Source organism: Paraburkholderia aromaticivorans, from assembly GCF_012689525.1.
Lineage (GTDB): Bacteria > Pseudomonadota > Gammaproteobacteria > Burkholderiales > Burkholderiaceae > Paraburkholderia > Paraburkholderia aromaticivorans_A.
In genome coordinates, this window is record NZ_CP051516.1 from 2,204,271 (window position 1) to 2,227,188 (window position 22,918).

General features: G+C 63.9%; 20 protein-coding genes. 11 read left to right on the forward strand and 9 right to left on the reverse strand.

What is annotated here, in order from left to right:
- Window positions 1-35 precede the first annotated feature (35 nt).
- The 5 genes from HF916_RS37985 to HF916_RS38005 all read right to left on the reverse strand — a co-directional run bounded on the left by HF916_RS37985 (window position 36) and on the right by HF916_RS38005 (window position 5,015).
- The gene (locus tag HF916_RS37985) at window positions 36-1,211 is read right to left on the reverse strand and encodes an ABC transporter substrate-binding protein (protein WP_168793881.1); all 1,176 of its coding nucleotides are present in this window, start codon (window positions 1,209-1,211) and stop codon (window positions 36-38) included.
- Window positions 1,212-1,333: 122 nt separating this feature from the next.
- On the reverse strand, window positions 1,334-1,915 hold the full coding sequence (locus HF916_RS37990; RefSeq protein WP_168793882.1) for a peroxidase-related enzyme: 582 nt from the start codon (window positions 1,913-1,915) through the stop codon (window positions 1,334-1,336).
- Window positions 1,912-2,463, reverse strand: a complete 552-nt coding sequence (locus HF916_RS37995; protein ID WP_168793883.1) for a CMD domain protein — start codon at window positions 2,461-2,463, stop codon at window positions 1,912-1,914. Before HF916_RS37995 ends, HF916_RS37990 begins: the two co-directional genes overlap by 4 nt.
- A 27-nt stretch (window positions 2,464-2,490) precedes the next feature.
- The gene (locus tag HF916_RS38000; RefSeq protein ID WP_168793884.1) at window positions 2,491-3,987 is read right to left on the reverse strand and encodes an NAD(P)-binding domain-containing protein; all 1,497 of its coding nucleotides are present in this window, start codon (window positions 3,985-3,987) and stop codon (window positions 2,491-2,493) included.
- Window positions 3,984-5,015, reverse strand: coding sequence for a LysR family transcriptional regulator (locus HF916_RS38005; RefSeq protein ID WP_168793885.1), 1,032 nt, complete (start codon window positions 5,013-5,015; stop codon window positions 3,984-3,986). The genes HF916_RS38000 and HF916_RS38005 overlap by 4 nt, the downstream gene beginning before the upstream one ends.
- Window positions 5,016-5,354: 339 nt before the next feature.
- Here HF916_RS38005 and HF916_RS38010 point away from each other — a divergent pair, with 339 nt between their 5' ends.
- From HF916_RS38010 to HF916_RS38025, 4 genes are read left to right on the forward strand one after another with little or no spacing between them, the layout of a single operon-like run.
- The gene (locus HF916_RS38010; protein ID WP_168793886.1) at window positions 5,355-6,533 is read left to right on the forward strand and encodes an ABC transporter substrate-binding protein; all 1,179 of its coding nucleotides are present in this window, start codon (window positions 5,355-5,357) and stop codon (window positions 6,531-6,533) included.
- Between the two features lie 40 nt (window positions 6,534-6,573).
- Window positions 6,574-8,397 (forward strand): ABC transporter permease, encoded by a 1,824-nt coding sequence (locus HF916_RS38015; RefSeq protein WP_168793887.1) that lies wholly within the window; start codon window positions 6,574-6,576, stop codon window positions 8,395-8,397.
- 11 nt (window positions 8,398-8,408) lie between these two features.
- Window positions 8,409-9,278 carry an ABC transporter ATP-binding protein gene (locus HF916_RS38020; protein WP_168793888.1) on the forward strand — a complete coding sequence of 290 codons (870 nt, stop codon included), beginning with the start codon at window positions 8,409-8,411 and terminating at the stop codon, window positions 9,276-9,278.
- Window positions 9,279-9,286: 8 nt separating this feature from the next.
- A complete protein-coding gene (locus tag HF916_RS38025; protein ID WP_168793889.1) occupies window positions 9,287-10,087 on the forward strand; it encodes an ABC transporter ATP-binding protein in 801 nt (266 codons plus the stop codon).
- A 60-nt stretch (window positions 10,088-10,147) separates the two neighbouring features.
- Here the strand turns inward: HF916_RS38025 and HF916_RS38030 are convergent, their stop codons facing one another.
- A complete protein-coding gene (locus HF916_RS38030; protein WP_168793890.1) occupies window positions 10,148-10,960 on the reverse strand; it encodes a VOC family protein in 813 nt (270 codons plus the stop codon).
- A 318-nt stretch (window positions 10,961-11,278) separates the two neighbouring features.
- Between HF916_RS38030 and HF916_RS38035 the strand changes: the two genes are divergently transcribed.
- From HF916_RS38035 to HF916_RS38045, 3 genes are all read left to right on the forward strand, one after another.
- On the forward strand, window positions 11,279-12,622 hold the full coding sequence (locus tag HF916_RS38035; protein WP_168793891.1) for an LLM class flavin-dependent oxidoreductase: 1,344 nt from the start codon (window positions 11,279-11,281) through the stop codon (window positions 12,620-12,622).
- A gap of 261 nt (window positions 12,623-12,883) precedes the next feature.
- Window positions 12,884-14,101 (forward strand): acyl-CoA dehydrogenase family protein, encoded by a 1,218-nt coding sequence (locus tag HF916_RS38040; protein WP_168793892.1) that lies wholly within the window; start codon window positions 12,884-12,886, stop codon window positions 14,099-14,101.
- Window positions 14,102-14,144: 43 nt separating this feature from the next.
- Window positions 14,145-14,489, forward strand: a complete 345-nt coding sequence (locus tag HF916_RS38045; RefSeq protein WP_168793893.1) for a DUF3088 domain-containing protein — start codon at window positions 14,145-14,147, stop codon at window positions 14,487-14,489.
- Window positions 14,490-14,618: 129 nt separating this feature from the next.
- Here HF916_RS38045 and HF916_RS38050 read toward each other — a convergent pair whose 3' ends face one another.
- Both HF916_RS38050 and HF916_RS50000 read right to left on the reverse strand, forming a co-directional pair.
- Complete coding sequence (locus HF916_RS38050; RefSeq protein ID WP_168793894.1) at window positions 14,619-15,848, reverse strand: porin; 1,230 nt, start codon at window positions 15,846-15,848, stop codon at window positions 14,619-14,621.
- 2 nt (window positions 15,849-15,850) lie between these two features.
- Window positions 15,851-16,393, reverse strand: coding sequence for a hypothetical protein (locus HF916_RS50000; RefSeq protein ID WP_206002046.1), 543 nt, complete (start codon window positions 16,391-16,393; stop codon window positions 15,851-15,853).
- Between HF916_RS50000 and HF916_RS38055 the strand changes: the two genes are divergently transcribed.
- The 4 genes from HF916_RS38055 (at window position 16,394) to HF916_RS38070 (ending at window position 21,786) form a co-directional block, all read left to right on the forward strand.
- Window positions 16,394-17,998, forward strand: coding sequence for an ABC transporter substrate-binding protein (locus tag HF916_RS38055; protein ID WP_168793895.1), 1,605 nt, complete (start codon window positions 16,394-16,396; stop codon window positions 17,996-17,998).
- A gap of 13 nt (window positions 17,999-18,011) precedes the next feature.
- Entirely contained in the window at window positions 18,012-18,992 is a 981-nt protein-coding gene (locus HF916_RS38060) for an ABC transporter permease (RefSeq protein ID WP_168793896.1), read from the forward strand.
- 40 nt (window positions 18,993-19,032) lie between these two features.
- On the forward strand, window positions 19,033-20,004 hold the full coding sequence (locus tag HF916_RS38065; RefSeq protein ID WP_168793897.1) for an ABC transporter permease: 972 nt from the start codon (window positions 19,033-19,035) through the stop codon (window positions 20,002-20,004).
- Between the two features lie 66 nt (window positions 20,005-20,070).
- A complete protein-coding gene (locus HF916_RS38070) occupies window positions 20,071-21,786 on the forward strand; it encodes an ABC transporter ATP-binding protein (RefSeq protein WP_168793898.1) in 1,716 nt (571 codons plus the stop codon).
- A 66-nt stretch (window positions 21,787-21,852) separates the two neighbouring features.
- Here HF916_RS38070 and HF916_RS38075 read toward each other — a convergent pair whose 3' ends face one another.
- Window positions 21,853-22,887 (reverse strand): aldo/keto reductase, encoded by a 1,035-nt coding sequence (locus tag HF916_RS38075; RefSeq protein ID WP_168793899.1) that lies wholly within the window; start codon window positions 22,885-22,887, stop codon window positions 21,853-21,855.
- Between the last annotated feature and the right edge of the window lie 31 nt (window positions 22,888-22,918).

Genomic DNA, 22,918 nt, shown 5'->3' on the forward strand with positions numbered 1-22,918 from the left:
GGCAATTCACGGCGCGTCTGGGGCGCAACCGCCGCCTATTTCGCGGCCAGCGCCGGCTTGCTGCCGAGCAGCACCCACTGGCCGTTTTCGACGACGAGGTTGACGCTCTTCACGCCGATCACGCGGCGCGTGGCCGGGTCGAAGTTTGCCTTGCCGAACACGACGCTCGGCACGTCATGCAGCTTCGGCAGCGCGTCGCGCACGGCGCGGCGATCGGTGCCGCCCGCGCGCAGCGCGTAGGCCGCGATGATCGTGGCGTCATAGGCGAACGCATTGAAGGCATCGGGCTGGTGGTGATATTTCGCTTCGAAGCCACGCACGAAATGCTGGACTTCGGGGCTGGGGTCGCCCGGGAAGAAACTGGTGTTGGTCGTCACACCGTTGACGGCATCGCCGCCGAGTTCCATGAACTTCGGCGAATACACCGAGCTCGCGGCCACGATCGGCAGGGTGATCCCGCTCGTACGTGCCTGCCGCGCGATCTGCGCGCCGTCGGAGTAGTACGAGATCAGCACGAACGCGTCGGGATGCGCATCGCGCGCACGCAACAGCGTCGCGCGAAAATCCTTGTCGGTGGGTTGGTAGCCTTCCGCGGCCACGACTTGCGCGCCACGCGCGGCAGCGGCTTTCACGAAGACGTCCTTGCTGGCGCGGCCCCAGTCGGTGTTCTGGAACAGCACGGCGATCCGCTTGAAACCCTGTTTGACGGCAAGGTCCGCGAGCAGCGGCTGCGCGTCCGACTGACTGACGGACGGGCTCCAGATGAAGTCGCCGCCTTTGGTGAAGTCGGGATGCGAATTGGTGAAACCCAACTGCACGAGGCCGGCGCGCTGATAGATCGGCGAGGCCGCCATCGAAGCCGGACTCGAAAAGTCACCGAGTTCGATCAGGATGCGTTTGTCGTCGACGAATTTCTGCGCGATGCCGACCGCCTGGCGCGGATCGCTCTGGCTGTCTTCGAACACATACTGCAAAGGATGGCCATTGATGCCGCCCTGGCTGTTGATCTCGTCGAGCGCGAGGTCGAAACCGGCTTTCCATTGCGCGCCGTATTGCGCGTTGGGACCGGTCAACGGTCCACTGACGCCGAAGAAAACCGGCTCGCCGCTGGCCGGCGCAGCTTGGGACACACTGTGGAAGGAGAGGGCGAGTACGGCGCCGGCCAGGGCGAAGAGTCGCCGGTACAACGCGGAGGGATGCGAGGCGGACATGAGTGTTCCCCGGAAATGAGTTGGACTCCGAGTCTCCAACGCATCACATCCTGCGGCAACGAAGCGATTGGCATATCCATATTCGCTGGCCGGCGCGTTGCGACGGCGATGCGATATGAGGCTTAAGGCTGCGCCGGAAACACGGGCTCGCCCAACGTGAGCATCAGCCGGTTCGCCCAGGCGAAAATCGCAATCGCGTGGCTCAGATCGAGAATCTGCGTATCGTCGAGCCCCACGCGGCGAAGTGCGTCGAGCGATTCCGGGTCGATCGTTTCGGGATGTAGCGTGAGATCGATCGCATAGCGCACGATGGCGCTTTCGCGCTCCGTCGTGCCGGCAGTTTCGGGGTCGGCGAAAATCTGCTGGATCACGTCGTCGCGCTTCGCGAGTTGCTGGAAGCGCTGCGCATGCACCGACGTGCAATATACGCAGCCGTTCACGCGCGACACGACCGTGCTCGCCAGCTCGCGCTCGGCGCGCGACAGGCCGCCGGGCGCATACATGATGCTGTTGAACGCGCCCGAGCGCTGCCGCAGGATTTCTGCCTCGTGGACCAGCAACAGGTAATAGTCGGACGTCTTCGCCTGCGGATGACTCGTCTCGAGTACGGTAGCCTGCGCGGGCGACGCCTGCGCGAGCGGGACCACGTCGAGCCATGCGCGCCAGCCGAGTGTTTGCGACGTGAAGCCGTGATCGGTGCTCATGCCTTTGCCTCCAAGGCGCGCAATGCGGCGACGACCCGCACCTGATAGGTGACGAACGCCACCAGTTGCGAGAGCGCGACGATGGCGCGCGTCGTCAGGCCGGCAGCCTGTAGTGCGGTGAGCGCTGCGTGGCCGCTCGTGGCGGGATGCAGGACGAGGGCTTCGGTGTGAGCAAGGATTGCCGCTAGCCGCTTATCGGCAAGCGGTTCGCCCGGAAGCTCGCGGTGCTGTGCTATCGCATCGAGTAATGCAAGCGTCGCGGCACTGTCCGTCGTTTCGAGTGCCAGCAGACGTTCGCGATAAACCTGCGCGGTCCGGTCCGCGCGCGACAGCAGCGCTGCGTACCATGCCGTGATCAACCGCTCGCGAAGCGACAGGTCGGTGACGTCGTCCGAGAAAAGCGCGTCGTGGCTGCCTTGCGTATAGCGTGTCGCATCGGCGCGGAAGGCGCGAAGCGCCGAGATGGCGCCGTCGGGCGCAAGCTCCGCTAGTTGTGCGACGAAGTCGTCGCTCGCGGCGGGCGGCCGAGGGTCGGGCAATGAAGACATGAGGTGTTGGTCCGTGAGAAGGAGTGGTCAGGCAATGGTGTCGATGGGACGCGCGTCGGCATCGGCATCGGCCCATTCGTCGCCGGCGAGTTCGGCCGTGTCGAACGCCTGCAACGCGGCGAAATGCGTCTCGCGGTCGGCGTCGAACAACATCGCGGTGATCGCGCGTGCGAGGCGTTGCGCGCCGTCGCTGATCGCGGGGATGTCGCCGGCGATCTTGCCGTGTGTCAGGCTCGCCGCGTGATTGAAGCAGTGGATGCGCGCGAGTGCCGGGCAGCTACCCGGAATACGCTCCTGGAATGCGAGATTGCGATCGAGGTCCGGGGAACTGGCGAGGTCGTCGTTCGGTAGATCGGTCGCGGGCGTGAAGCGGTCGCGCCAACGGCGCACGTGCGGCGCGATCAGGGCGAACTCGTCGCGCGTGTCGATCTCCGAATGGAAGCCGGTGGCGAAGATCAGGTAGTCGAGCGCGTAACGGCCCTTCGGCGTGCCAACGACGACCGTCTCGCCTTCGTGAGCCACCTGGGTGAGCGGACTGGCCAGATGCAGCCGCGCCTGCGGGTGTCGCGCGACCCGCAGCACGCTGTCGCGCGGCGGCGGCGTTTGGGTTCGTGCGGAATAGTGCAGAAAGCGCCACTTCCAGGCGTCGGGCAGACTTGTGAAACCGTGAACGAGTCCGGGGCTACCGATTCCGGTCAGCTTGTTGATGCGCGGCAGCGCATCGCGGCGCACGAATAGATCGACTTGCGCGGCGCCGGCTTCGAGCGCGCTCGCGGCATTGTCGAACGCCGATGCGCTCGCGCCCACCACGCCGACACGTTTGCCGCGCAAGGCGGCGAAGTCGATCGCATCGGACGAGTGCGCGTAGAGACGCGTCGGAAGGTCGCGGACCACGTCAGGAATGAACGGGCCGCCGAGGCCCTCGCGTCCGGTAGCGAGCACGACGTGGCGAGCCCGCACGGTTTCGCGCCGCGTGTGACTGCTGTCGCCGGACGGCCCGTGCAGGAGATCGAGTTCGAGCAGGCCGTCACTGCGCGTATGCAGCTTCACAACGCGCGTCTCGTTGCGCACCGGCAGGTCGAGCACGCGGCGATACCAGCGCAGATAATCCATCCACTGCGCGCGCGGTATCTTGTAGAGCGCGCTCCATTGCTCGCGGCCGAACTGCGCTTCGTACCACGCGCGAAAGGTCAACGCGGGCAAGCGCAGCGCGGGGCCGGTCAACTGTTTCGGCGAGCGCAAGGTCTGCATGCGTGCATACGTGACCCACGGGCCTTCGTTGCCCGCCGACGCCTGATCGAACAGTTGCTGGTTGTCGATGCCGAGCAGCCGCAACTCGGCGCTCGCTGTGAGTCCCGCCATCCCGGCGCCGATGATGGCGACGTCGAGCACGCGTTGTGCATCGACGCTGCGCGCCGGCACCCAGGAAGGCGCGGGCAGTTCGAGCCAGTCGAGGTCTTCGCGAAGCCGGGTTTCGAGCGCGGCCAGTCCGTCGGCGGCGTGTGGAGGATGCGTTGCGGTCATGCCGTGACTCCGGTGTCGCGGTGAGTAGAAGAGGTGTCGTCGTCGGCGTTTCCAGCGCGATCGTGAGCGACCAGTGCGCCGTGTTGCGACGCCGCGTGCCGCACGGCGCCCGGCAGCAGTGCGTGCGATACGTTAGCCAGCGCGTCGATCATGGCGTCCACTTCGCCAGTGCGCGGCTGGCCCGACAGCGTGACGACGCCGTACAGAAACGGAATGGGCACGTCGAGCGGTCTCACTTCGACGTCGGCGAGACGCATGCCGAATGCCGTCGCCGGATCGACGATGGCCACGCCGAGCTTTTCCTGCGCCGCCATCATCGCGTTGAGCGACGCGTTCGTTTCCAGCGCCACGTTAAGCTCGATGCCGGCCTGGTCGAACGCGCGATCGATCCGGTTTCGCAGCCGATAGCGGTTCGCCAACGTCGCGACCGGTTGGCCGGCAAGCTGGGCAAGCGGTAGCACGGCATGCTGCGCGAGCGGATCGTCGCGGTGCAGGACCGCCACGCACGGTGCTTCGATGATGTAGTGCACGTCGAGGGCCGCATGATCGAGCGGCAGCGTTGCGATGCCGACGTCGGCTGCGCGCGAGAGCAGGGCCTGGACCACCTGCTCGGCGGAGGCGCTGCGCAGCTGCGCGCCGGTGTGTGTGCGGCCCTGTGCGTGTCCTTGCGCCAACTGTGCCAACTGTGCCAACTGCGCGAGCGCGCGTGGCGCCAACGCCGCCGCAAGTGCGGGCGTCGCAACGACGCGCAACGGCAAGGACTCGTCACGGCCGATGGCGCGCGCGCTCGCACGGATCGCGTCGAGCCCGATCAGCGAGCGCTCGACCTCGTCATACAGCAGAAACGCACGACCGGTCGGCGTGACACGCGGTCCTTTGCGGTCGAACAGCGCATAGCCGATCTCCTGTTCGAGATCCTGGATCATTCTCGTCACGCCCGGTTGCGAGCGGCCGAGCAAGCGGGCGGCGCCGGTGATGCTGCCCGTCGACATGACCGCCGAAAACGCTTCGAGTTGATGCAGTTCCATGCAATGCCTCGTCCATGTGATGGGTGTATTCTAGAGGCGCCTGGATGCACGATTCTTATAATAAATTCCGCTATGCATTTGACGGAAGTTGCAGTGCGCTGACGCGCAAGCGAAATCTGGCGATGGGTCGGCTGCAGTCCGAGATCAATAAAAAGCCCATGAAATAAGGGGTTTTGTGCGATTGACCGCACTCCACACGAGCTTCGGCGGGTTGTCCGCCGATTTTTTTTCATAAGCTTTGCGCTCGCGCTGGAATAAGCTTTGACGCTTATCTTCGTTGGCCCGCTTCCGGGCGACATGGTTACATCGGCTCACTCTATTTCATGGCGTGAGAACAGCATGTCGATTCTGTGGACCAACAAGCGCGGCGCCGCCCGCACACTGCTGCAACTGGCCGGCGCACTGACGATCGCATTCGGCGCCGCCGTGCCCGCGGCCAACGCGGCCGATCCGTACTGGGTCGGCGTGACCGGACCGCTCAGCGGTCAGGACGCGCAATACGGCGAGCAGTGGAAGCGCGGCTTCGATCTCGCGCTCGAGCAGATCAACGGCAACGGCGGCATCAACGGCCATCCGCTCAGCTACGACTTCGAGGATAGCCGCAGCGATCCGCGTCAGGCGGTCGCCATCGCGCAGAAGTTCGTCGACGACAAACGCATCCTGCTCGAACTGGGCGATCTGTCGAGCGGCGCATCGATGGCCGCATCGCCGGTCTACCAGCGCGCCGGTCTCGTGCAGTTCGGCTTCACCAACTCGCATCCCGACTTCACCAAGGGTGGCGACTATATGTGGAGCACGGCAATCAGCCAGGCGGAAGAACAGCCGATGCTCGCCCACTACGTGACCAAAGGGCTCGGCTTCAAAAAGATCGCGGTGCTCTATCTGAATACCGACTGGGGCCGCACGAGCAAGGACATCTTCGCGAAGGCCGCCGTGGCGAACGGCGCGCAAGTGGTCGCGGCCGAGGCGTATCAGCCGAACGAGAAGGATTTTCGCGCGACGCTCACGCGCGTGCGCAGTGAAGAACCCGACTCGATCGTGTTGATCTCGTACTACTCCGACGGTGCGCAGATCGTTCGCCAGGCGCGCGCGGCGGGTGTGCGCACGCCGATCGCGGCGGTCGGCTCCGTGTATTCGCCGAAGTTCATCGATCTGGGCGGTGCCGCAGTGAACGGCGTCTATACCGAATCAAATTTCTTCCCTGGCGACCCGCGCCCGGAAGTGCAGAGCTTCGTGCAGCGCTACCGCGCGAAGTACGGCGCCGAGCCGGATACCTTCGCCGCGCGCGCCTACGACGCGATGATTCTCGCGAGCGAAGTGATTCGCCGCTATGGCGCGGACCGTACCGCTGTGCATGACGGTTTTTCGAAAATCAGCGACGTGCCGAGTGTGATCTTCGGCAAGTTCAAGTTCGATCCGCAGACGCGCCGTGTGGCCGGCGCGAAGAATCTCGACCTCGTCGTCAAGGACGGGAAATTCGCCTTGTGGGACGGCGCCAGCGCCGTGCACGCGCAATGATCGAACGCACGAACATGTTGCGCCACGGGACTGACACGCCATGACTGCCTGGTTCGACTACACGATCAACGGACTGATCGTCGGCAATATCTATGCGTTGCTGGCGGTCGGCCTTGCGCTGATCTTCGGCGTATCGCATCTGATCAACTTCGCCCACGGTTCGGTGTACATGGTGGGCGGCTTTATCGGCTGGCTGTGTCTGACGCGGCTCGGCTTGCCGTTGCCCGTCGCGCTTCTGGCGACCGTCGCGGGCTGCGCGCTGCTAGGTATCGTGATCGAGCGGATCGGTTTGAGGCCGTTGCAGGGCGCCGCGCGCATCGCGCCGCTGCTCGCCACCATTGGTATCAGTTTCGTACTCGACCAGTTGGCGCAGATCGTCTTCGGTCCCGACCCGCGTCCGGTGCCGAGTCCGCTGCCGCAATGGACGCTCTCGATCGGCGGAGCGACCCTCGGCTCGCTCGATTTGCTGATCGCGGCGATCGGCGTCGGCGCCGCGGCCGTGCTTTACGTGTTCCTGCGCTTCACGCGACTTGGCTGGGCCGTCCGCGCGACCGCCCAGGATCGCGACGCCGCGCAGCAGATGGGCGTCAACGTCAATGCCGTGAATCAGGCCGTGTTCGCGATCGCGTGCGGCCTCGGTGGTTTGAGCGGGCTACTGGTGGGCATGTACTACAACAGCATCGATCCCGCGATGGGTTTTCAGGCGACGCTGAAGGGCGTTGTCGCATTGCTGATCGGCGGACTGGGAAACGTGCCGGGCGCGATCGCAGGGAGCCTGCTGCTGGGTCTCGTCGAGAGCTATGGTGTTGCGCTGTTCGGCACGAGCTATCGCGACCTGTTCGCGTTCGTGCTGTTACTGGCGTTTCTCGTGTGGCGGCCCAATGGACTTTTCAGTTCGAACCGCCGGCTGCCGCCCGAGCCGCTGACGGGCACGTTTCTGTCAAATCGCCGCGCGGTCCGGATTCCGCGCCGCGTGATCGTCGCGGTGGTGGCGCTCGCGTTCGTGCTGCCGTTCGCGACGCCTTCCTCATACGTTCTGCAAACGCTCACCAACGGCTGGATCTATGGGCTGCTTGCGCTGAGCCTGACGCTGGTCGCGGGGACTGTCGGGCAGATCTCGCTCGGCCACGCGGCGCTGCTGCTGATCGGTGCTTACGCGTCGGCGCTGCTGTCGGTGAACCTGGGCTGGTCGCCCGCGCTGACGATTCCGCTCGCCGGTCTCATTACCGCGGCGATCGGCACGCTGCTGGTCTATCCGTCGTTCCGGCTGCGCGGACATTATGTGTCGATCGCGACGCTCGGTATCGGCGAGATCATTGGTCTCGTCGTGCTCAACTGGGACAGCCTGACGCGGGGTCCGGTCGGCATCACCGGCATTCCGCCGTTATCGCTATTCGGCTGGCAATTGACGGGCGTGCGCGCCGTTTACTGGTTCACGCTTGCGGTGCTCGTTCTGCTCGCGCTGCTGCAGGTGCGGCTGCTGCGCTCGCATCTGGGCCGCACGTGGCGCGCGATTCGCGAGGACGACGTCGCCGCGCGCGCTTACGGCATACGCCCCAACCGCTACAAGGCGATCGCTTTCGCATGCGGCGGACTGGCGGCGGGTATTGGCGGCGGCATTTCGGCGCATCTGTATAGCTATATCAACTACCAGACCTTCGACTCGCAGGTGTCGATCCTCGCGCTGACGATGGTGATTCTCGGCGGCCTCGGCAGCGTGATCGGCGCGGTGGCGGGCGCGATCGCGCTGATCAGCCTCCCCGAACTGTTCCGCTTTGCCGCCGATTACCGGATGCTGATCTACGGCGTGATCCTGTTGCTGCTGGTGCGCTTCAGGCCGCAGGGCCTGTTCGGCGCGGTATGACGGAGACGACCATGACCTCTACTTCCACCAGCAGTGCGGACATTCTGTTCGACGTGCGTCGCGTGACGCGCCGCTTCGGCGGTCTCGTCGCCGTCGACGAAGTGAATCTGTCGGTTGCGCGCGGCGAATGCGTGAGCGTGATCGGACCGAACGGCGCGGGCAAGTCGACACTCTTCAATCTGCTCACGGGAATCGACACGCCGGACGCGGGCGAAGTGCGCTTCGGCGGCGAGGACGTGACCGGCATGGCGCCGGAACGGCTCGCCGCGCGCGGCATCGCGCGCACGTTCCAGCATGGACGGGTGTTCGGCAACCTGAGCGTGCTGGACAACGTGTTGATCGGCGCCCACGCGCGTCTTGCCACGACGCGGCGCGGCTGGCCCGTGGTCGGCGCATTCGCCGAAGTGCTGCGCGCGCTGGTCGGGCCCGCAGCGGTACGCCGCGAGGACGCCGAGCTGCGCGAAGAAGTGACGGCGCTGCTGGCGCGCTTCGGTACCCGGCTTGCGCCGCGCATCGACGAACCGGCGCACAGCCTGTCCTACGCGAACCGCCGGCGCGTCGAGATCGCGCGCGCGCTGGCGCTGCGTCCGCGTATTCTCCTGCTCGACGAACCGACTGCCGGGATGAACGAGTCCGAGACCGCGGAGATGCTCGAACTGATTCTCGAACTCAAGCGCGAGGGCCTGACGATCCTGCTGATCGAACACAAGCTCGATCTCGTGATGCGGCTTTCCGATCGCGTGCTCGTGCTCGACGACGGCCGCAAGATCGCGTCGGGTTTACCGGACGAGGTGCGTAACGATCCGGCCGTGATCGAAGCGTACCTTGGGCACCGGCAGGTCGGCGCGCAGGCCGGTCGAAGCGAGACGGCCGCCGCATGAATAGCACCATGAATACCCCGAGCCTGCATCTGGTTTCATCGAACGAATTACCTTCCACCTCACCCGCCATGACTGAGCCGTTGCTGAAACTCGATCGGATCGACACGTTCTATGGACAGATCCAGGTGCACTTCGGCGTGAACCTCAGCATCGGACGCGGGGAGGTCGTGAGCCTGCTGGGTGGCAACGCCAGCGGCAAATCGACGGCGATGAAGGTCATTCTCGGCCTGCACAAGCCACGAGCCGGCACGGTCAGCTTCGAAGGCAAGCCGTTGAACGGCCTGCCGACCTCGCAGATCGTGCGGCGCGGCATCGCTTCCGTGCCGGAAGCACGCCGGCTGTTCGGCGACATGACGGTGCGCGAAAACCTGCTGATGGGCGCCTTCACGCGCAACGACCGCGCGGGTATCGCGGAGGATTACGAGCGCATGCTCGAACTCTTTCCGCGCGTGAAGGAACGGCTGACGCAACGCGCCGGCACGCTTTCCGGCGGCGAACAGCAGATGCTGGCCATGGCGCGCGCGCTGATGAGCCGGCCCGCACTCGTCTGCATGGACGAACCGACCATGGGCCTGTCGCCGCTCTATGTCGACAAGGTGCTCGAACTGATCCAGACGATCAACCGGCAAGGCATCACGTTCTTCATGGTCGAACAGAACGCGAGTCTCGCGCTGCAGATCGCGCATCGCGGATATGTGCTGCAAACCGGTCGCGTGGTGTTGTCCGGCACCGCGAGCGAATTGCTCGGCGATCAGCGGATTCGCGATGCTTATCTTGGCGGAACGCTTGCGGCGGAAACCGCGTCGTGAGTAAAAAGAGGTAACGTCCCGCGTTTTACGCTGCGGGACGCTATACGCGCATTGGCGCGATCAGGAGCGTGCGACGAGTTCGAGCGTCGCGCTGTGCGTGAGTTCGCGGGAAAGCTCGCGAGCGGCGTCGTTTGCTTGCGTTTGCAGTGCGACGGCGAAGACGCCTTCGCCGCGTGTGGCCAGGTGTTTGCGAACGTCGGATGCGAGGCCCGTTGCGGCTTCGTGAGACGCGCGCACAGGGCTTATCAGCGTCAGCGTGGTCGTGCCGAGCGGCAGGATGGCAATCGTGATGCCGTAGCCCGGCAGCGGCGCACGCTGCACGTTAAATTCACCGAGCAGCGCGCGATATCGTGTGAGGCTCGCCTCCACGTCGTTCACGGCAAGCGTGATGTTCGCGACGCCGCTTGCGCCGTTCGCGTGGTGGCGCACGTCGCCTTCGGCCACGCGCAGACGGCGCGGCGTTAGATCTCCGCAAAGGAAAGGCAAGTCGGCAACAGGCGGTTTGCCGATCTGCCATTCGAGTCGTTCGCCGTCGGGCCTGACGCGTCCGCCGGCGATGGGGCCGTCGTAAAGAAGCCCGCGCTGGTGAGCCGCATCGATCGTTGCGCCGACCGATTGCGGCAGCAGCGCGAAATCGACGAAGCCATCACCGACGCTATGCCCGGCGTCCCACCAGCGATGCTCGGGCGCGTCGCGCAGAAAGGCGATCAGTTCGAAGTAGCTGCCGTCGGCGAAACCGATCAACGCGTTGTGCGTGGCGCCGTCGGCGTGCGTGCCGCCGCGCTGCACCGTAAAGCCGAGCGCGCTGAAATGGGTGATGGCCTGTTCGAGATCCTGCACGCGGATCACGATGTGGTCGAGTGAAAGGGACATGCGGGGCGAACTCCTCAGGTGAGTGGCTGACGAGTATGCGAAGCCATTTGCTAAAACGCTAACAACGGATTGTCGATTGCATAGCGCCGTAGGTGGAATGGCGCGGTGAGTTCGTCATCGGTTCGTGTAGTTGGGCACCGTTCAACGAGACGGTGATCATTCAAATGGCCCCCTCATAATGATCATGCTTTCGGTTTGATTTCGTTAGTTCACTGACGAATATGGATCGATGGATTTGTTCGTGGCGAGATGCGCGGCACGCACCGAGAATCGGATAAGTCGCCCGACCCACTTCTCAATTCACTTTCCCGAACCTCCATGAGCAAACGTAGCGGACATCTGCGCCTTGGTGCTTTCCTTTATCCCGCCGGGCATCATATTGCGGCATGGCGTCATCCCGAGGCGCAGGCCGACGCCGGCGTCAATTTCCGTCACTATGTCCAGCTTGCGCAGCAAGCCGAGGCGGCGAAGTTCGATCTGATCTTTCTCGCCGACGGCGTGGGCACGCGCGGGGACGACGTCGACTTCCTGAGCCGCACGGCGCACAGCTATGTGGCGCAGTTCGAACCGATCACATTGCTGTCGGCGCTGGCGGCGGTGACGGAGCGCATCGGCCTGGTCGGCACGGCTTCGACGAGTTTCAACGAGCCGTATCACATCGCCCGCAAATTCGCCTCGCTCGATCACATCAGCGCAGGACGTGCGGGGTGGAATCTGGTCACGTCGTCGAGCGAGCATGAGGCGAAGAACTTCAACCGCGACAAGCATTTCGACCATGCGGAGCGGTATGCGCGTGCCGCCGAATTCGCCGAAGTCACTGCGGGACTGTGGGATAGCTGGGAAGACGACGCATTCGTGCGCAACAAACAGGAAGGCCGTTTCTTCGACCCGCTTAAGCGCCATGTGCTCGATCACAAAGGACGCTTCTTTCAGGTGAAGGGGCCGTTGAACGTCGCGCGCTCTCCGCAGGGACATCCGGTCGTCGTGCAGGCGGGATCGTCCGAAGCAGGCCGCGACCTGGCGGCCAGAACGGCCGAGGTGATTTTCACGGCGCAGCAAACGCTGCCGGACGCGGTGGCTTTTTACGCGGACGTGAAAGGGCGCATGCAAGCTTATGGCCGTGATCCGGATGATCTGAAGATCATGCCGGGTGTGCTGCCGATCGTCGGCCGCACCGAAAGCGAGGCCCGCGAGAAATTCGACCAGTTGCAGTCGCTCGTCGATCCGAAGGTCGGCCTCGCGCTGGTGTCCGGACTGACGGGCGGATTCGATCTCTCGGAGTATCCACTCGACGGTCCGATCCCGGAACTGCCGGAAACGAATGCCAGCAAGAGCCGGCAGTCGCTGACACTGGAACTGGCCCGCCGCGAGAATCTCACGATTCGCCAACTCTATCTGCGGGTGGCGGGCGCGCGTGGCCACTGGCAACTGGTCGGCACGCCGGCGCAAATCGTCGATCAACTCGAAGAGCGCTTCGTGAATCACGGGGCCGACGGCTTCAACGTGATGCCGCCGGTGCTGCCGGACGGCCTGACCGATTTCGTCGGACTGGTGCTGCCCGAATTGCGGCGACGCGGCCTGTTTCGCGAGGAGTATGAGGGCCGCACGCTGCGTGAGAACCTGGGGCTGCGTCGGCCTGAACGTCGCTCTTCAACGGCTTGATTGGGTTTATTCCGCGCGCGTGGCTGTGCCCCGGGCATTTGGAAATCCAGTCGAGGCTGGAGCGATTCGCCGGTCCCTATCAGCGGCGCGCATTTCAGAATCGCGCATATCCATAGCTCGATTCGCTGGTTTTGCATGACGTGCCGCGTCCCTATACTGACTCGTCAAATCGGCGCACGCTCTAAGCGTGTGCTGAATCACGCTCCCAACGCTAACAGCCGGATCCGGTGCGATCCGTGCGCTTTAACAAGGAATCAACGCATGCAGGTCTCTCAGGACACCGCAGCGCGGGCAAAGCTTCAGGCGGCACTCGCCGCGTTGCCGGCGCTGGCCAAGGCGATCGGCGAAGACGCCGCGCAACGTGAAGTGCGGCGCGAGTTGCCGTTCGACGGCTTCGCATTGTTTCGCGAATCCGGTTTGGGTGTGCTCCGTTTTCCGGTGGAGTGGGGCGGCCTCGGTGGTTCGCTGGAAGATCTCTTTCATGTGATCGCCAAGCTGGGCGCGCATGAATCGAATGTCGCGCATGCCTTGCGGATTCACTTCGATTTGACCGAGCAATTGCTGTTGTCGCCGCGCTCGGCCTTCAACGACACGCAGATCGAACGCGTGCAAAAAGGGGCGATCTTCGGCGGTGCGTCGACGGAACTCGGCACCTCGAGGCCGGGCGAAATCGCGACGAAACTGGTGCGCGACGGCGAGCACTTCCGCGTGACAGGCAAGAAATATTATTCGACTGGCACGGCGTTTTCCGACTATGCGCGGATCAACGTGCAGGACGAGAACGACGAGAAAGTGTCGATCGTCATTCCGGTGTCGCGCGAAGGAGTGCAAGTGCTCGACGACTGGGACGGCATGGGACAACGCATGACGGCGAGTGGCAGCCTCGTACTCGACAACGTGCAGGTTTTTTCTCACGAGATCGCGACGCGCGGCTATACGAGTCTCGCCGGACGACATGGCAGCGCGGTGAGGCAGTTGCATCTGGTGACGGTCGCTGCGGGCATCGTGCGCAACATCGTGGAAGATGCGCGGCGCTATGTCACGCAATATGGCCGCCCGGTGCTGCATAGCCCGGCGCCTTCCGCACGCGAGGACGGGTTCGTGCAGCAGGTGGTGGGCGATCTTGCGGCGCACAGTCTGTCGATCGACGCGCTGGTCGCGCAGAACGCGCGCACCCTGGACCGTTCGGCGAATGCGATTCACAGCGGCGCGGCCAACGCGGAAGAACGGGTGCTGGAAGGGGCGCTGGCCACCGCCAAAACCCAACTCGTGGTGAGCAAGCTGGCGCTGTATGCTGGCGAGCGTCTGTTTGAGATCGGCGGTGCTTCGGCCACGGGGCGCGCACACAATTTCGACCGGCACTGGCGCAATCTGCGCACGATCTTCAGCCACAACCCGCTGTTGCACAAAGCCCGCGTGATCGGCGATTACGAACTGAACGGGGTAACCACGCATCTGACCGAAGGGCGCGTGTTCTAAAAGCGCGTCGCCATCCATTCATCCACTACGAGCGTTGCACACCATGAGCCGAGATTTGCTGTTACTGCTGGAACCGGGATTTACTGATCCGAAACATCCCGGTGAGCGTTTCATCTGCCCGGACGGGGCGCCCATTGAAGGTTTGCTCGCGAGCGATCCGGCGCTCAACGCGCGCCTGGAGATTCGCCGGCTGCCGTTCCCGCGTCCGCGCGCCGCGGTGATCGAAGCACTCGATGCGGAGCACCAGAGTCTGCCCGTGCTGATTCTCGGCGACGAGCACCCGGCGCCTGCCGATGCACAGACCGTGGGCGAGAAACGCTTCGTGACGGACACGCGCCGCATTCTCGATCTGCTTGCGCAGCGTCACGGGTTCCCTAAAGTGCATTGACGGAGCCAGTTAGGAAAGAGAGCGAGCCATTCCGCGTAACGTCCTGACGCGACGCGGAAAACAACGTGCCTCGATCAAGAATCCAATCGAGGCACGTCGCATCAAAACAGATGCATCAGAACAGATGCATCAGAACAGATGCTTCACACCGGCCGAGACGGCCACCTGTTTGCTCGTTGCAGACGGTGTCAGATACCCGATTGCCGCAACTGCGGGGCGCCCCAGCGAGTCGGTTCCACTAGCGTGCTGAAAAGCACCCGTCACATAGACGTCAGTGGCCTTGGAAAGCGAATACGCCGCGCCAAGATTCAACTGTTCGTACTTCGCGCCTTCCTTGCCGCTTACGCTGCCTCCCGCCGTATAGTCGAACGATGTGCCGAAGCGCAGGAACGGTGTCGCCTGATAACGCAAGCTCGCGCTGACGGTGCTCAGCGTTGGCGAGCCGTTGTAGTGCAGCGTATTCAGCGATGAGTTCGAACCCAGTCCACGGAACTGTGTAGTCGAGTAAGCCGCGCCGAAGATTGCACCGCCCGCGGTATACGTTGTCGCCACGGAAATCGTCTGTTGCGTGCTGGCCGAGGCGAAACCGGCGATCGCCGGATTGGACTCGGCGCTCGTCGCCGATCCGGCGGAGCCGAGGTTATTGCCGGTGGCGCTAGCATTGGCGTTGGTGCCGTATAGCGAGGTATTCGGATTGCGCGCATTGACGATCGACGCAGCGATCGCGAACGCTCCGCCGGTATAGCTCGCGCCCGTGGACCAAAGCTGATTCTGCGTGACATTACCGGCCACGCCACCCAGGCTGTACAACGCACCGAAGCGGAATCCGTTGAAAGAGTCGGAAAGATACTTGAGCGAATTGTTGATGCGGTGCGTGAAGTTCAGATTGTCGTAGTCAGCGGGATGGATGGCGAGGTTGCCCCAATACCAGCCGTGAATCAACGGCGACACGAACTCCACCGACGTATCGGCCTGGCGCCCCAACGTAAACGTACCGTAGCGTGCGGCATTCACGCCGACCCAGGCCTGGCGGCCGAACAACGTGCCGCCTTGTCCGATTGTGCCGTTGTTCACGCTGAAGCCGTTTTCGAGCTGGAATACGGCCTTCAATCCGCCGCCCAGATCTTCCACGCCTTTCAGGCCCCAGCGGCTCGAGGACAACCCCGATGAACCGTTGTCAAACTGCGCTACTTGCGAGCCGCCCCTCGGTCTGCCGGACGCCGGCGTTGCAGCGGTTTGCGCGTTGTTCGAGTAAGTGACATTGCCGGTCACGATTCCATACAGCGTGACGGTGCTTTGAGCACTGGCCGTGCCGACCATTAAAGAGGAAACGCTGAAGGCGAAAAGCAGTTTTTTCATGGTTATTTGAATTGGTGTTGAGAGAGCGTCGGAGAAGTGATTGACCGATGAACATCTTGAAGTCGGCGACAAACGATAAGCAAAACGAACCGATGAAACAAACAATCAAATTCGATATTGATATCGATGAATTCTCTTGAATAAGCGCTAAAACACCGATATTTGAGCGATAACACCAGCCATCGACGACAGATATGCAATCCTGAATTAATTTGTTCTTCTGCCGCGCGGCGGTTGATATCGTGCGGCGCATCCGAGTCCGATCGACAAAGGCGTGCCGTTTTCCAATGCATCGCACTATGACAATTCCGAGGTCGACCGTCCTGACCGACGTGTTCCTCGCATGAGGCGAGCGGGCGCAACGCCCGCAACCGATGTGCGGCCTTTCGTCCGTGCCGTGCTTTGCATATGCAGAACGATTGGTTCTTTTGCTGCCGCAGCGGCTTTATCGTGAGCGCTGCGGCAGCAGCATTGCCGACATCACCATGACGACATTTCATTCGGCGCGAACAGGCCGAACCATCGGCAAAAAGGATCTGAATCACATGGCAGGGCTGAATCGACGCGATTTTCTGATTTCATCGGGCGCAGCGCTCGCGGCCGCCGGCCTGCCGGCACTGGCGTTCGCCCAGGGCGAGGCGCTCGCGCCGAAGCGGGGCGGCACGCTGAACATACTGATCAATCCCGAGCCGCCGGTGCTCGTGTCGATCTTCCAGACCACCGGGCCCGCGCTCGTCGCGAGTTCCAAGGTGCTCGAAGGCTTGCTCGCTTACGACTTCGACCTGCGCCCCAAGCCGCAATTGGCCACCGCCTGGGCCGTCAGTCCGGACGGCTTGAAGTACACGTTCACGCTGCGGCAGAACGTCAAATGGCATGACGGTCAGCCGTTCACGTCGGCCGATGTCGCGTTCTCGATCGACTTGCTCAAAACGGTGCATCCGCGCGGGCGCAGCACGTTCGCCAATGTCACGCGGGTGACCACGCCGGACGCGCGCACCGCGGTGATCGAATTGTCGAAGCCGGCGCCGTATCTGTTGAAAGCACTGTCCGCCGGCGAGTCGCCGATCGTTCCGAAGCACCTGTATGCGCAGGGCGATCCGCTGTCCAATCCGCACAACAACGCGCCGATCGGCACGGGACCGTTCCGCTTCAAATCGTGGACGCGTGGCGCCAATATCGTCTACGAACGTAATCCGGACTACTGGGACGCGGGCAAGCCGTATATCGACGGCCTCGTCTTCAAGGTGATTCCCGACGCCGCTGCCAGGTCCGCCGCATTCGAAACCGGCGCGCTCGATCTGGGCGGCGAGAATCCAGTGCCGCTCACCGATCTGCCGCGTCTCACGCAATTGCCGCAACTGGCCGTCGAAACGCGCGGCTATCGCTTTCTGGAGCCGCTCTCCGAGATCGATTTCAATCTCGATCATCCGATACTGAAAGATCTGCGCGTGCGTCAGGCGATCGCACATGCCATCAATCCGCAGGTGGTTCAGCGCACGGTCGCCTATGGCTATGCCGATCTGTCGCCCACGCCGATCACGCCGGGCTCGCCATATCACGACGCCAAACTCGCGCCGTATGCGTTCGATATCGGCGACGCGGAGAAATTGCTCGACGCCGCGGGCTATCCGCGCAAGGACGGCGGTGTGCGCTTCGGTCTGACGCACGACTTCCTGCCCTACGGCGACATGTACCGCCGTCAGGCTGACTACGTCAAATCGGCGCTGGCGAAAGTGGGCATCGACGTCACGGTTCGCTCGCAGGATCTGCCGGCGTTCCTGAAGCGCGTTTATGCGGACCGCCAGTTCGATTTCACGAGCATCGGCGTCAATACGCTATTCGACCCGAGCGTGGGCGTTCAGCGTCTCTACTGGTCGAAGAATATCCGCCCCGGCGTGCCGTTTTCGAATGCGCCGCATTACAGCAATCCCGAGGTCGACCGCCTGCTCGAAAGCGCCGCGATCGAAACCGACGAGAGCAAGCGCGTCGCGCTGTATCAGCAGTTCCAGCAGATCGTTTATCGCGATCTGCCGATTCTCACCCTGGTCGCACCGCGCATGATCACGCTCGCGAACCGGCGCGTTCATAACCACACCGTGTCCGCGCAAGGCCTCGAAGGCAATCTCGCGGATGTCTATCTGAGCGCATGACAGGAGCGACGCGATGAGTCGAGGTTTGCGTTTTGGGGCGATTCTCCGGCGTACCGCGTGGCAGGCACTGCCCACGGTGATCGGCATCGTGATCCTGAACTTCTTCCTGCTGAAGCTGATGCCGGGCGATGCCGCCGACGTGCTCGCCGGCGAGTCCGGCTCCGCGACCGCGGAAACGATGCAGGTGCTGCGCGCGAAGTTCGGACTCGACCAGCCGGTGCTGCACCAGCTGTGGTCGTACCTCGCGCATCTGTCGCACTTCAGCCTCGGTTATTCGCCGCGCTACGACATGCCGGTGATGCAGCTGATTCTGTCGCGTCTGCCCAATACGCTGCTGCTGATGGGCGTGGCGTTGTCGTTCGCGATCGTGGCGGGCGTGGCGCTTGGCGCGGTGATGGCGCATTGGGCGGGCAAGTGGCCGGACCGTGTGCTGTCCGTGCTGGCCTTGCTGTTCTATTCGACGCCGGGCTTCTGGATCGGGCTGCTCGCGATCGTGCTGTTCTCGGTGCATCTGGGCTGGCTGCCGAGCGGCGGCAACATCACGCTCGGCGTCCAGCTTCACGGTTTCGCTTACCTCGCCGATGCAGCCAGACACGTGCTGCTGCCAGCCGCGACCCTGGCGACGTTTTTCGTCGCGATCTATGCGCGGCTGACGCGGGCCGCGATGCTGGAAGTGCAGCGCCAGGACTTCGTGCGCACCGCGCAGGCCAAGGGCTTGCATCCGTGGCGCGTAACGGTGCGGCACGTGTTGCGCAACGCGCTGATGCCGCTCACGACCATCGTCGGGATTCATTTTGGCACCTTGCTGGGCGGCGCCGCGGTGACCGAGACGGTGTTCAGTTGGCCGGGCCTCGGGCGCCTTGCGCTCGACGCCGTGATGGCGCGCGATTTCAGCGTGCTGCTTGGCGTGCTGCTGCTGTCGTCGCTGCTCGTGATCGTCGCCAATGTTCTGGTCGATCTGTTGCAGGCATGGCTCGACCCCCGCGTCGCGTGACGGATCGCGCTGACGCCCGCTGTTTTTTCAGAAGGATGACATGGCTTCCGACTCTTCCAATCTGATTCCCACGACGCCCGAGGCCGAAGTATCGCCATGGCGGCGTCAGTTGACCGGTACGCTGTTCGGTCTGCGCCGCAACAACCCGGCCATTGCGCCGGGCCGCACCACGGCGGGGCGCGGCGTCTGGCGCGCACTGCTGCGCAATCCGTCGGCGCTCGCCGGGCTCGTCCTGCTGGCCGCCTTCATTGCGCTCGCGCTGAGCGCGGGGCACCTATTTCCCGGCGATCCACTCGATATGGTGGCGGCGCCGTTCGAATGGCCGAGTGTGGATCCGCTATACCGGCTCGGCACGGACTCGCTGGGACGCGACGTGGCCGCGGGCATCGCGCACGGCACGCGCGTGTCGCTGCTGATCGGCGCGACGTCGGCGGGAATCGGCCTCGTGATCGGCACGCTGGTCGGCGCGACGGGTGGCTTCTTTGGCGGCGTGATCGACGATGTGCTGGTGCGGGTGACCGAACTCTTTCAAACGGTGCCGTCGTTTCTGCTGGTGATCGTGATCGTCGCGATCGGCCGGCCGAGCGTGACGATCATCGCGCTCGCCATCGGCATCGCTTCCTGGCCGACCGTCGCGCGGATCGTGCGCGCCGAATTCCGCACGCTGCGCCAGTCGGACTTCGTGCTCGCGGCACGCAGCCAGGGCTTCAGCAACGCGCGCATCATCTTCGGCGAGATATTGCCGAACGCGTTGCCGCCGGTGATCGTGACCGCGTCGGTGATGGTGGCGAGCGCGATTCTGATCGAGTCGTCGCTGTCGTTTCTCGGCATGGGCGACCCCAACGTGGTCAGCTGGGGCGGCATGATCGGCGCCGGCCGCGATTCGCTGCGTACCGCCTGGTATCTGACCGCCGTCCCCGGCGCGGCAATCGTGCTCGCGGTGCTCGCATTGAACCTGCTCGGCGACGGCCTGAACGACGCGCTCAATCCGCGCCTGCGCGAACGCGTCTGACAATACCCAACAGCGGGCTGATTATCTGGCCGATGGCACGGCCGACAACGTATCCAAGGATGCACCGTGGCAAACCTGCTTGAAGTACGCGACCTGCGCGTCAGTTTTGGCGCACATGAAGCCGTGCGCGGCCTGAGCTTCGATATCGCGCAAGGCGAGACGTTGGCGCTGGTCGGCGAATCGGGCTGCGGCAAATCGGCGACCGCGCTGTCGCTGATGCGCCTCGTGCCCACGCCGGGACGCGTAACGGGGAGCTTGCGCTTCGACGGCCGCGAGTTGCTCGATCTATCGGCGCGCGAGATCCGCGAGATTCGCGGGCAACAGATTTCGATGATCTTTCAGGAGCCGATGACGTCGCTCAACCCCGTGCTGTCGATCGGCGCGCAGATCGTCGAGACCTTGCGGCAGCATGAGAGCCTGTCCAAAGCCGCCGCATGGAACCGCGCGGTCGAACTGCTGGCGCTGGTGCAGATTCCCGAGCCGCAGCGGCGCGTGTTCGACTATCCGCATGAGCTGTCCGGCGGCCAGCGGCAGCGGGTGATGATCGCGATGGCAGTGGCCTGCCGGCCGCGTCTGTTGATCGCCGACGAACCGACCACGGCGCTCGACGTCACGATCCAGGCGCATATTCTCGAACTACTCGACGGTTTGCGGCGCGAGCTGTCGATGTCCTTGCTGCTGATCACGCACGACCTCGGCATCGTCTCGAAGCATGCGGACCGTGTCGCGGTGATGCTGGCGGGCGAAAAGGTGGAAGAGGCGCCGGTCGCGCGGCTCTTCACACAACCGCGGCATCCGTACACACGCGGTCTGCTCGGCGCTTCACTCAATCTCGCGGACGATCTGCATTATCGCGGCTGGAAACTCCCGGAAATCCGCCACGGTATCGGCGACGACGGCAAGCCGAGCTTCGCGGTGGTGCCGCGTTCCGTGCGCACCGGGCAGTATGTGGCGGATGTCGATCCCACTCAGCGTGTCGCGGCGGCAGGCGTTGCGCCGTTGCTCGAATTGCAGGACGTGCGGATCGACTATCCGCAACGTCACGGCAGATCCACGCTGCGCGCCGTGGACGGCGTGTCGTTGCGGATTGCCCGTGGCGAGACGATCGGGCTGGTGGGCGAATCCGGCTGCGGGAAATCGACGCTGTCCAAAGCGATCTTGCGGCTCGTGCCGACAGCGAGCGGTGCGATCCGTTTGCGCGGCACCGATCTCGTGCCCCTGGGCGAGCGTGAATTGCGGCCGCTGCGGCGTCACGTGCAAATGGTGTTTCAGGATCCGTATGCGTCGCTCAATCCGCGCCGTACGGTGGCGGAGATTCTGGATACGGTGCTGGTGGTCAACGGCATGGGCAACGCGCAGCAGCGTCGCTCGCGTATCGCCACCATGCTCGACCGGGTTGGTTTGCCTGCGTCAGCGCTCGGCCGCTTTCCGCACGAATTTTCGGGCGGCCAGCGGCAACGTATCGGGATTGCGCGGGCTCTCGTGCTCGAACCGGATCTGCTGATCTGCGATGAGCCGGTGTCCGCGCTGGACGTGTCGATTCAGGCGCAGATTCTTAATCTGCTAGTCGATCTGAAACGCGATCTCGGCTTGGCGTATCTGTTCATCTCGCACGATCTTTCAGTGGTGCGTTATATCGCTGATCGCGTGCATGTGATGCAGGCGGGGCGCATTGTCGAGAGCGGGCATCATCGGGACATCTGGCGGGCGCCGCAGCATCCGTATACACGCACTTTGCTCGAAGCGATTCCAGGCAAGACTTTCGACGCGCAGGCGGCCTGATCGGTCTGGGCCGCTTCTTTGCGCGGAGGCGACCGCGCAGGGCGGCTCATGCCGCCCTCGGATCCCTTACGCCAATTCGACTGGCGACGCTCCATGCCGCGCAATCCGCCCAAAGAACGGATGCCCCGGATCGTTGAAACCAGGCGTCGACGGATGCCCGCTCGTGACGAGCGAATCGACGAACGCCTCGTCTTCAGCCGTCAAGCGATAGCGCAGCGCCGGCAGATAGTCCTGCCATTGCGCTTCGGTACGCGGGCCGCCGATAGTCGAACTGATATAGCGGCTATTGAGCACCCACGCGAGCGCGAATTGCCCGGCCGACAGCCCGCGTGCTTCGGCATGCTCGCGCACGCGCCGCGCCAGCTCCAGCGATTCCGGACGCCATTCGGTCTGCTGCAAGCGCCGGTCGCTGCGGCCCGCGCGCGTGTCGGCGCCGGGCGTCGCGCCCGGTTCGTACTTGCCGGTCAGCACGCCGCGCGCGAGCGGGCTATAGGAAATCACGCCGAGTCCGTAGCGATGCGCGGCCGTCAACTGTTCGGCTTCGGCCTGACGGTTGGCGATGTTGTAGAGCGGCTGGCTCGCCACCGGCGCATCCAGTCCGAGCGCCTGCGCGGTGTGGCTGAACTCGGCGATCTTCCACGCGCGATGGTTCGACAGCCCGTAGTAACGCAGCTTGCCCGCCTGGATCAGATCGTTCAGAGCACGCACGGTTTCTTCGACGGGCGTCTCGTGGTCTTCACGGTGGATATACAGCAGGTCGATGTAGTCGGTATTGAGGCGTTTCAGGCTGGCATCCACCGCTCGCACGATATGTTTGCGCGATGCGCCTCGCGCGTTCACGTCGCCGTCCTGCAGCGGATTGGCGAACTTGGTCGCCAGTACCCAGCGCTCGCGCTGCGCGGCGATGCTGCGGCCGACTACCCGTTCCGATTCGCCTTTGCCATAGACGTCAGCGGTATCGATCGAATTGACGCCTTGCTCCAGAGCCTGATCGATGATGCGCGCGGCGGTCGCTTCGTCGGTGGGGCCGCCGAACATCATCGTGCCGAGCGTCAGTGTCGAGACCTTGATGCCGCTCTTGCCGAGTTGTCTGTATTCCATGTGAGTCGGGTTCCGTGTGAGGATGAATCGA

Bases quoted from the DNA above. Each gene is read 5' to 3' on its own strand.
- HF916_RS38075 (WP_168793899.1), bottom strand. From the start codon at position 22,887: ATGGAATACAGACAACTCGGCAAGAGCGGCATCAAGGTCTCGACACTG.
- HF916_RS38060 (WP_168793896.1), top strand. From the start codon at position 18,012: ATGAGTCGAGGTTTGCGTTTTGGGGCGATTCTCCGGCGTACCGCGTGG.
- HF916_RS38045 (WP_168793893.1), top strand. From the start codon at position 14,145: ATGAGCCGAGATTTGCTGTTACTGCTGGAACCGGGATTTACTGATCCG.
- HF916_RS37985 (WP_168793881.1), bottom strand. From the start codon at position 1,211: ATGTCCGCCTCGCATCCCTCCGCGTTGTACCGGCGACTCTTCGCCCTG.
- HF916_RS38030 (WP_168793890.1), bottom strand. From the start codon at position 10,960: ATGTCCCTTTCACTCGACCACATCGTGATCCGCGTGCAGGATCTCGAA.
- HF916_RS37990 (WP_168793882.1), bottom strand. From the start codon at position 1,915: ATGAGCACCGATCACGGCTTCACGTCGCAAACACTCGGCTGGCGCGCA.
- HF916_RS38035 (WP_168793891.1), top strand. From the start codon at position 11,279: ATGAGCAAACGTAGCGGACATCTGCGCCTTGGTGCTTTCCTTTATCCC.
- HF916_RS38005 (WP_168793885.1), bottom strand. From the start codon at position 5,015: ATGGAACTGCATCAACTCGAAGCGTTTTCGGCGGTCATGTCGACGGGC.
- HF916_RS37995 (WP_168793883.1), bottom strand. From the start codon at position 2,463: ATGTCTTCATTGCCCGACCCTCGGCCGCCCGCCGCGAGCGACGACTTC.
- HF916_RS38055 (WP_168793895.1), top strand. From the start codon at position 16,394: ATGGCAGGGCTGAATCGACGCGATTTTCTGATTTCATCGGGCGCAGCG.
- HF916_RS38015 (WP_168793887.1), top strand. From the start codon at position 6,574: ATGACTGCCTGGTTCGACTACACGATCAACGGACTGATCGTCGGCAAT.
- HF916_RS38025 (WP_168793889.1), top strand. From the start codon at position 9,287: ATGAATACCCCGAGCCTGCATCTGGTTTCATCGAACGAATTACCTTCC.
- HF916_RS38050 (WP_168793894.1), bottom strand. From the start codon at position 15,848: ATGAAAAAACTGCTTTTCGCCTTCAGCGTTTCCTCTTTAATGGTCGGC.
- HF916_RS38000 (WP_168793884.1), bottom strand. From the start codon at position 3,987: ATGACCGCAACGCATCCTCCACACGCCGCCGACGGACTGGCCGCGCTC.
- HF916_RS38065 (WP_168793897.1), top strand. From the start codon at position 19,033: ATGGCTTCCGACTCTTCCAATCTGATTCCCACGACGCCCGAGGCCGAA.
- HF916_RS38040 (WP_168793892.1), top strand. From the start codon at position 12,884: ATGCAGGTCTCTCAGGACACCGCAGCGCGGGCAAAGCTTCAGGCGGCA.
- HF916_RS38020 (WP_168793888.1), top strand. From the start codon at position 8,409: ATGACCTCTACTTCCACCAGCAGTGCGGACATTCTGTTCGACGTGCGT.
- HF916_RS38010 (WP_168793886.1), top strand. From the start codon at position 5,355: ATGTCGATTCTGTGGACCAACAAGCGCGGCGCCGCCCGCACACTGCTG.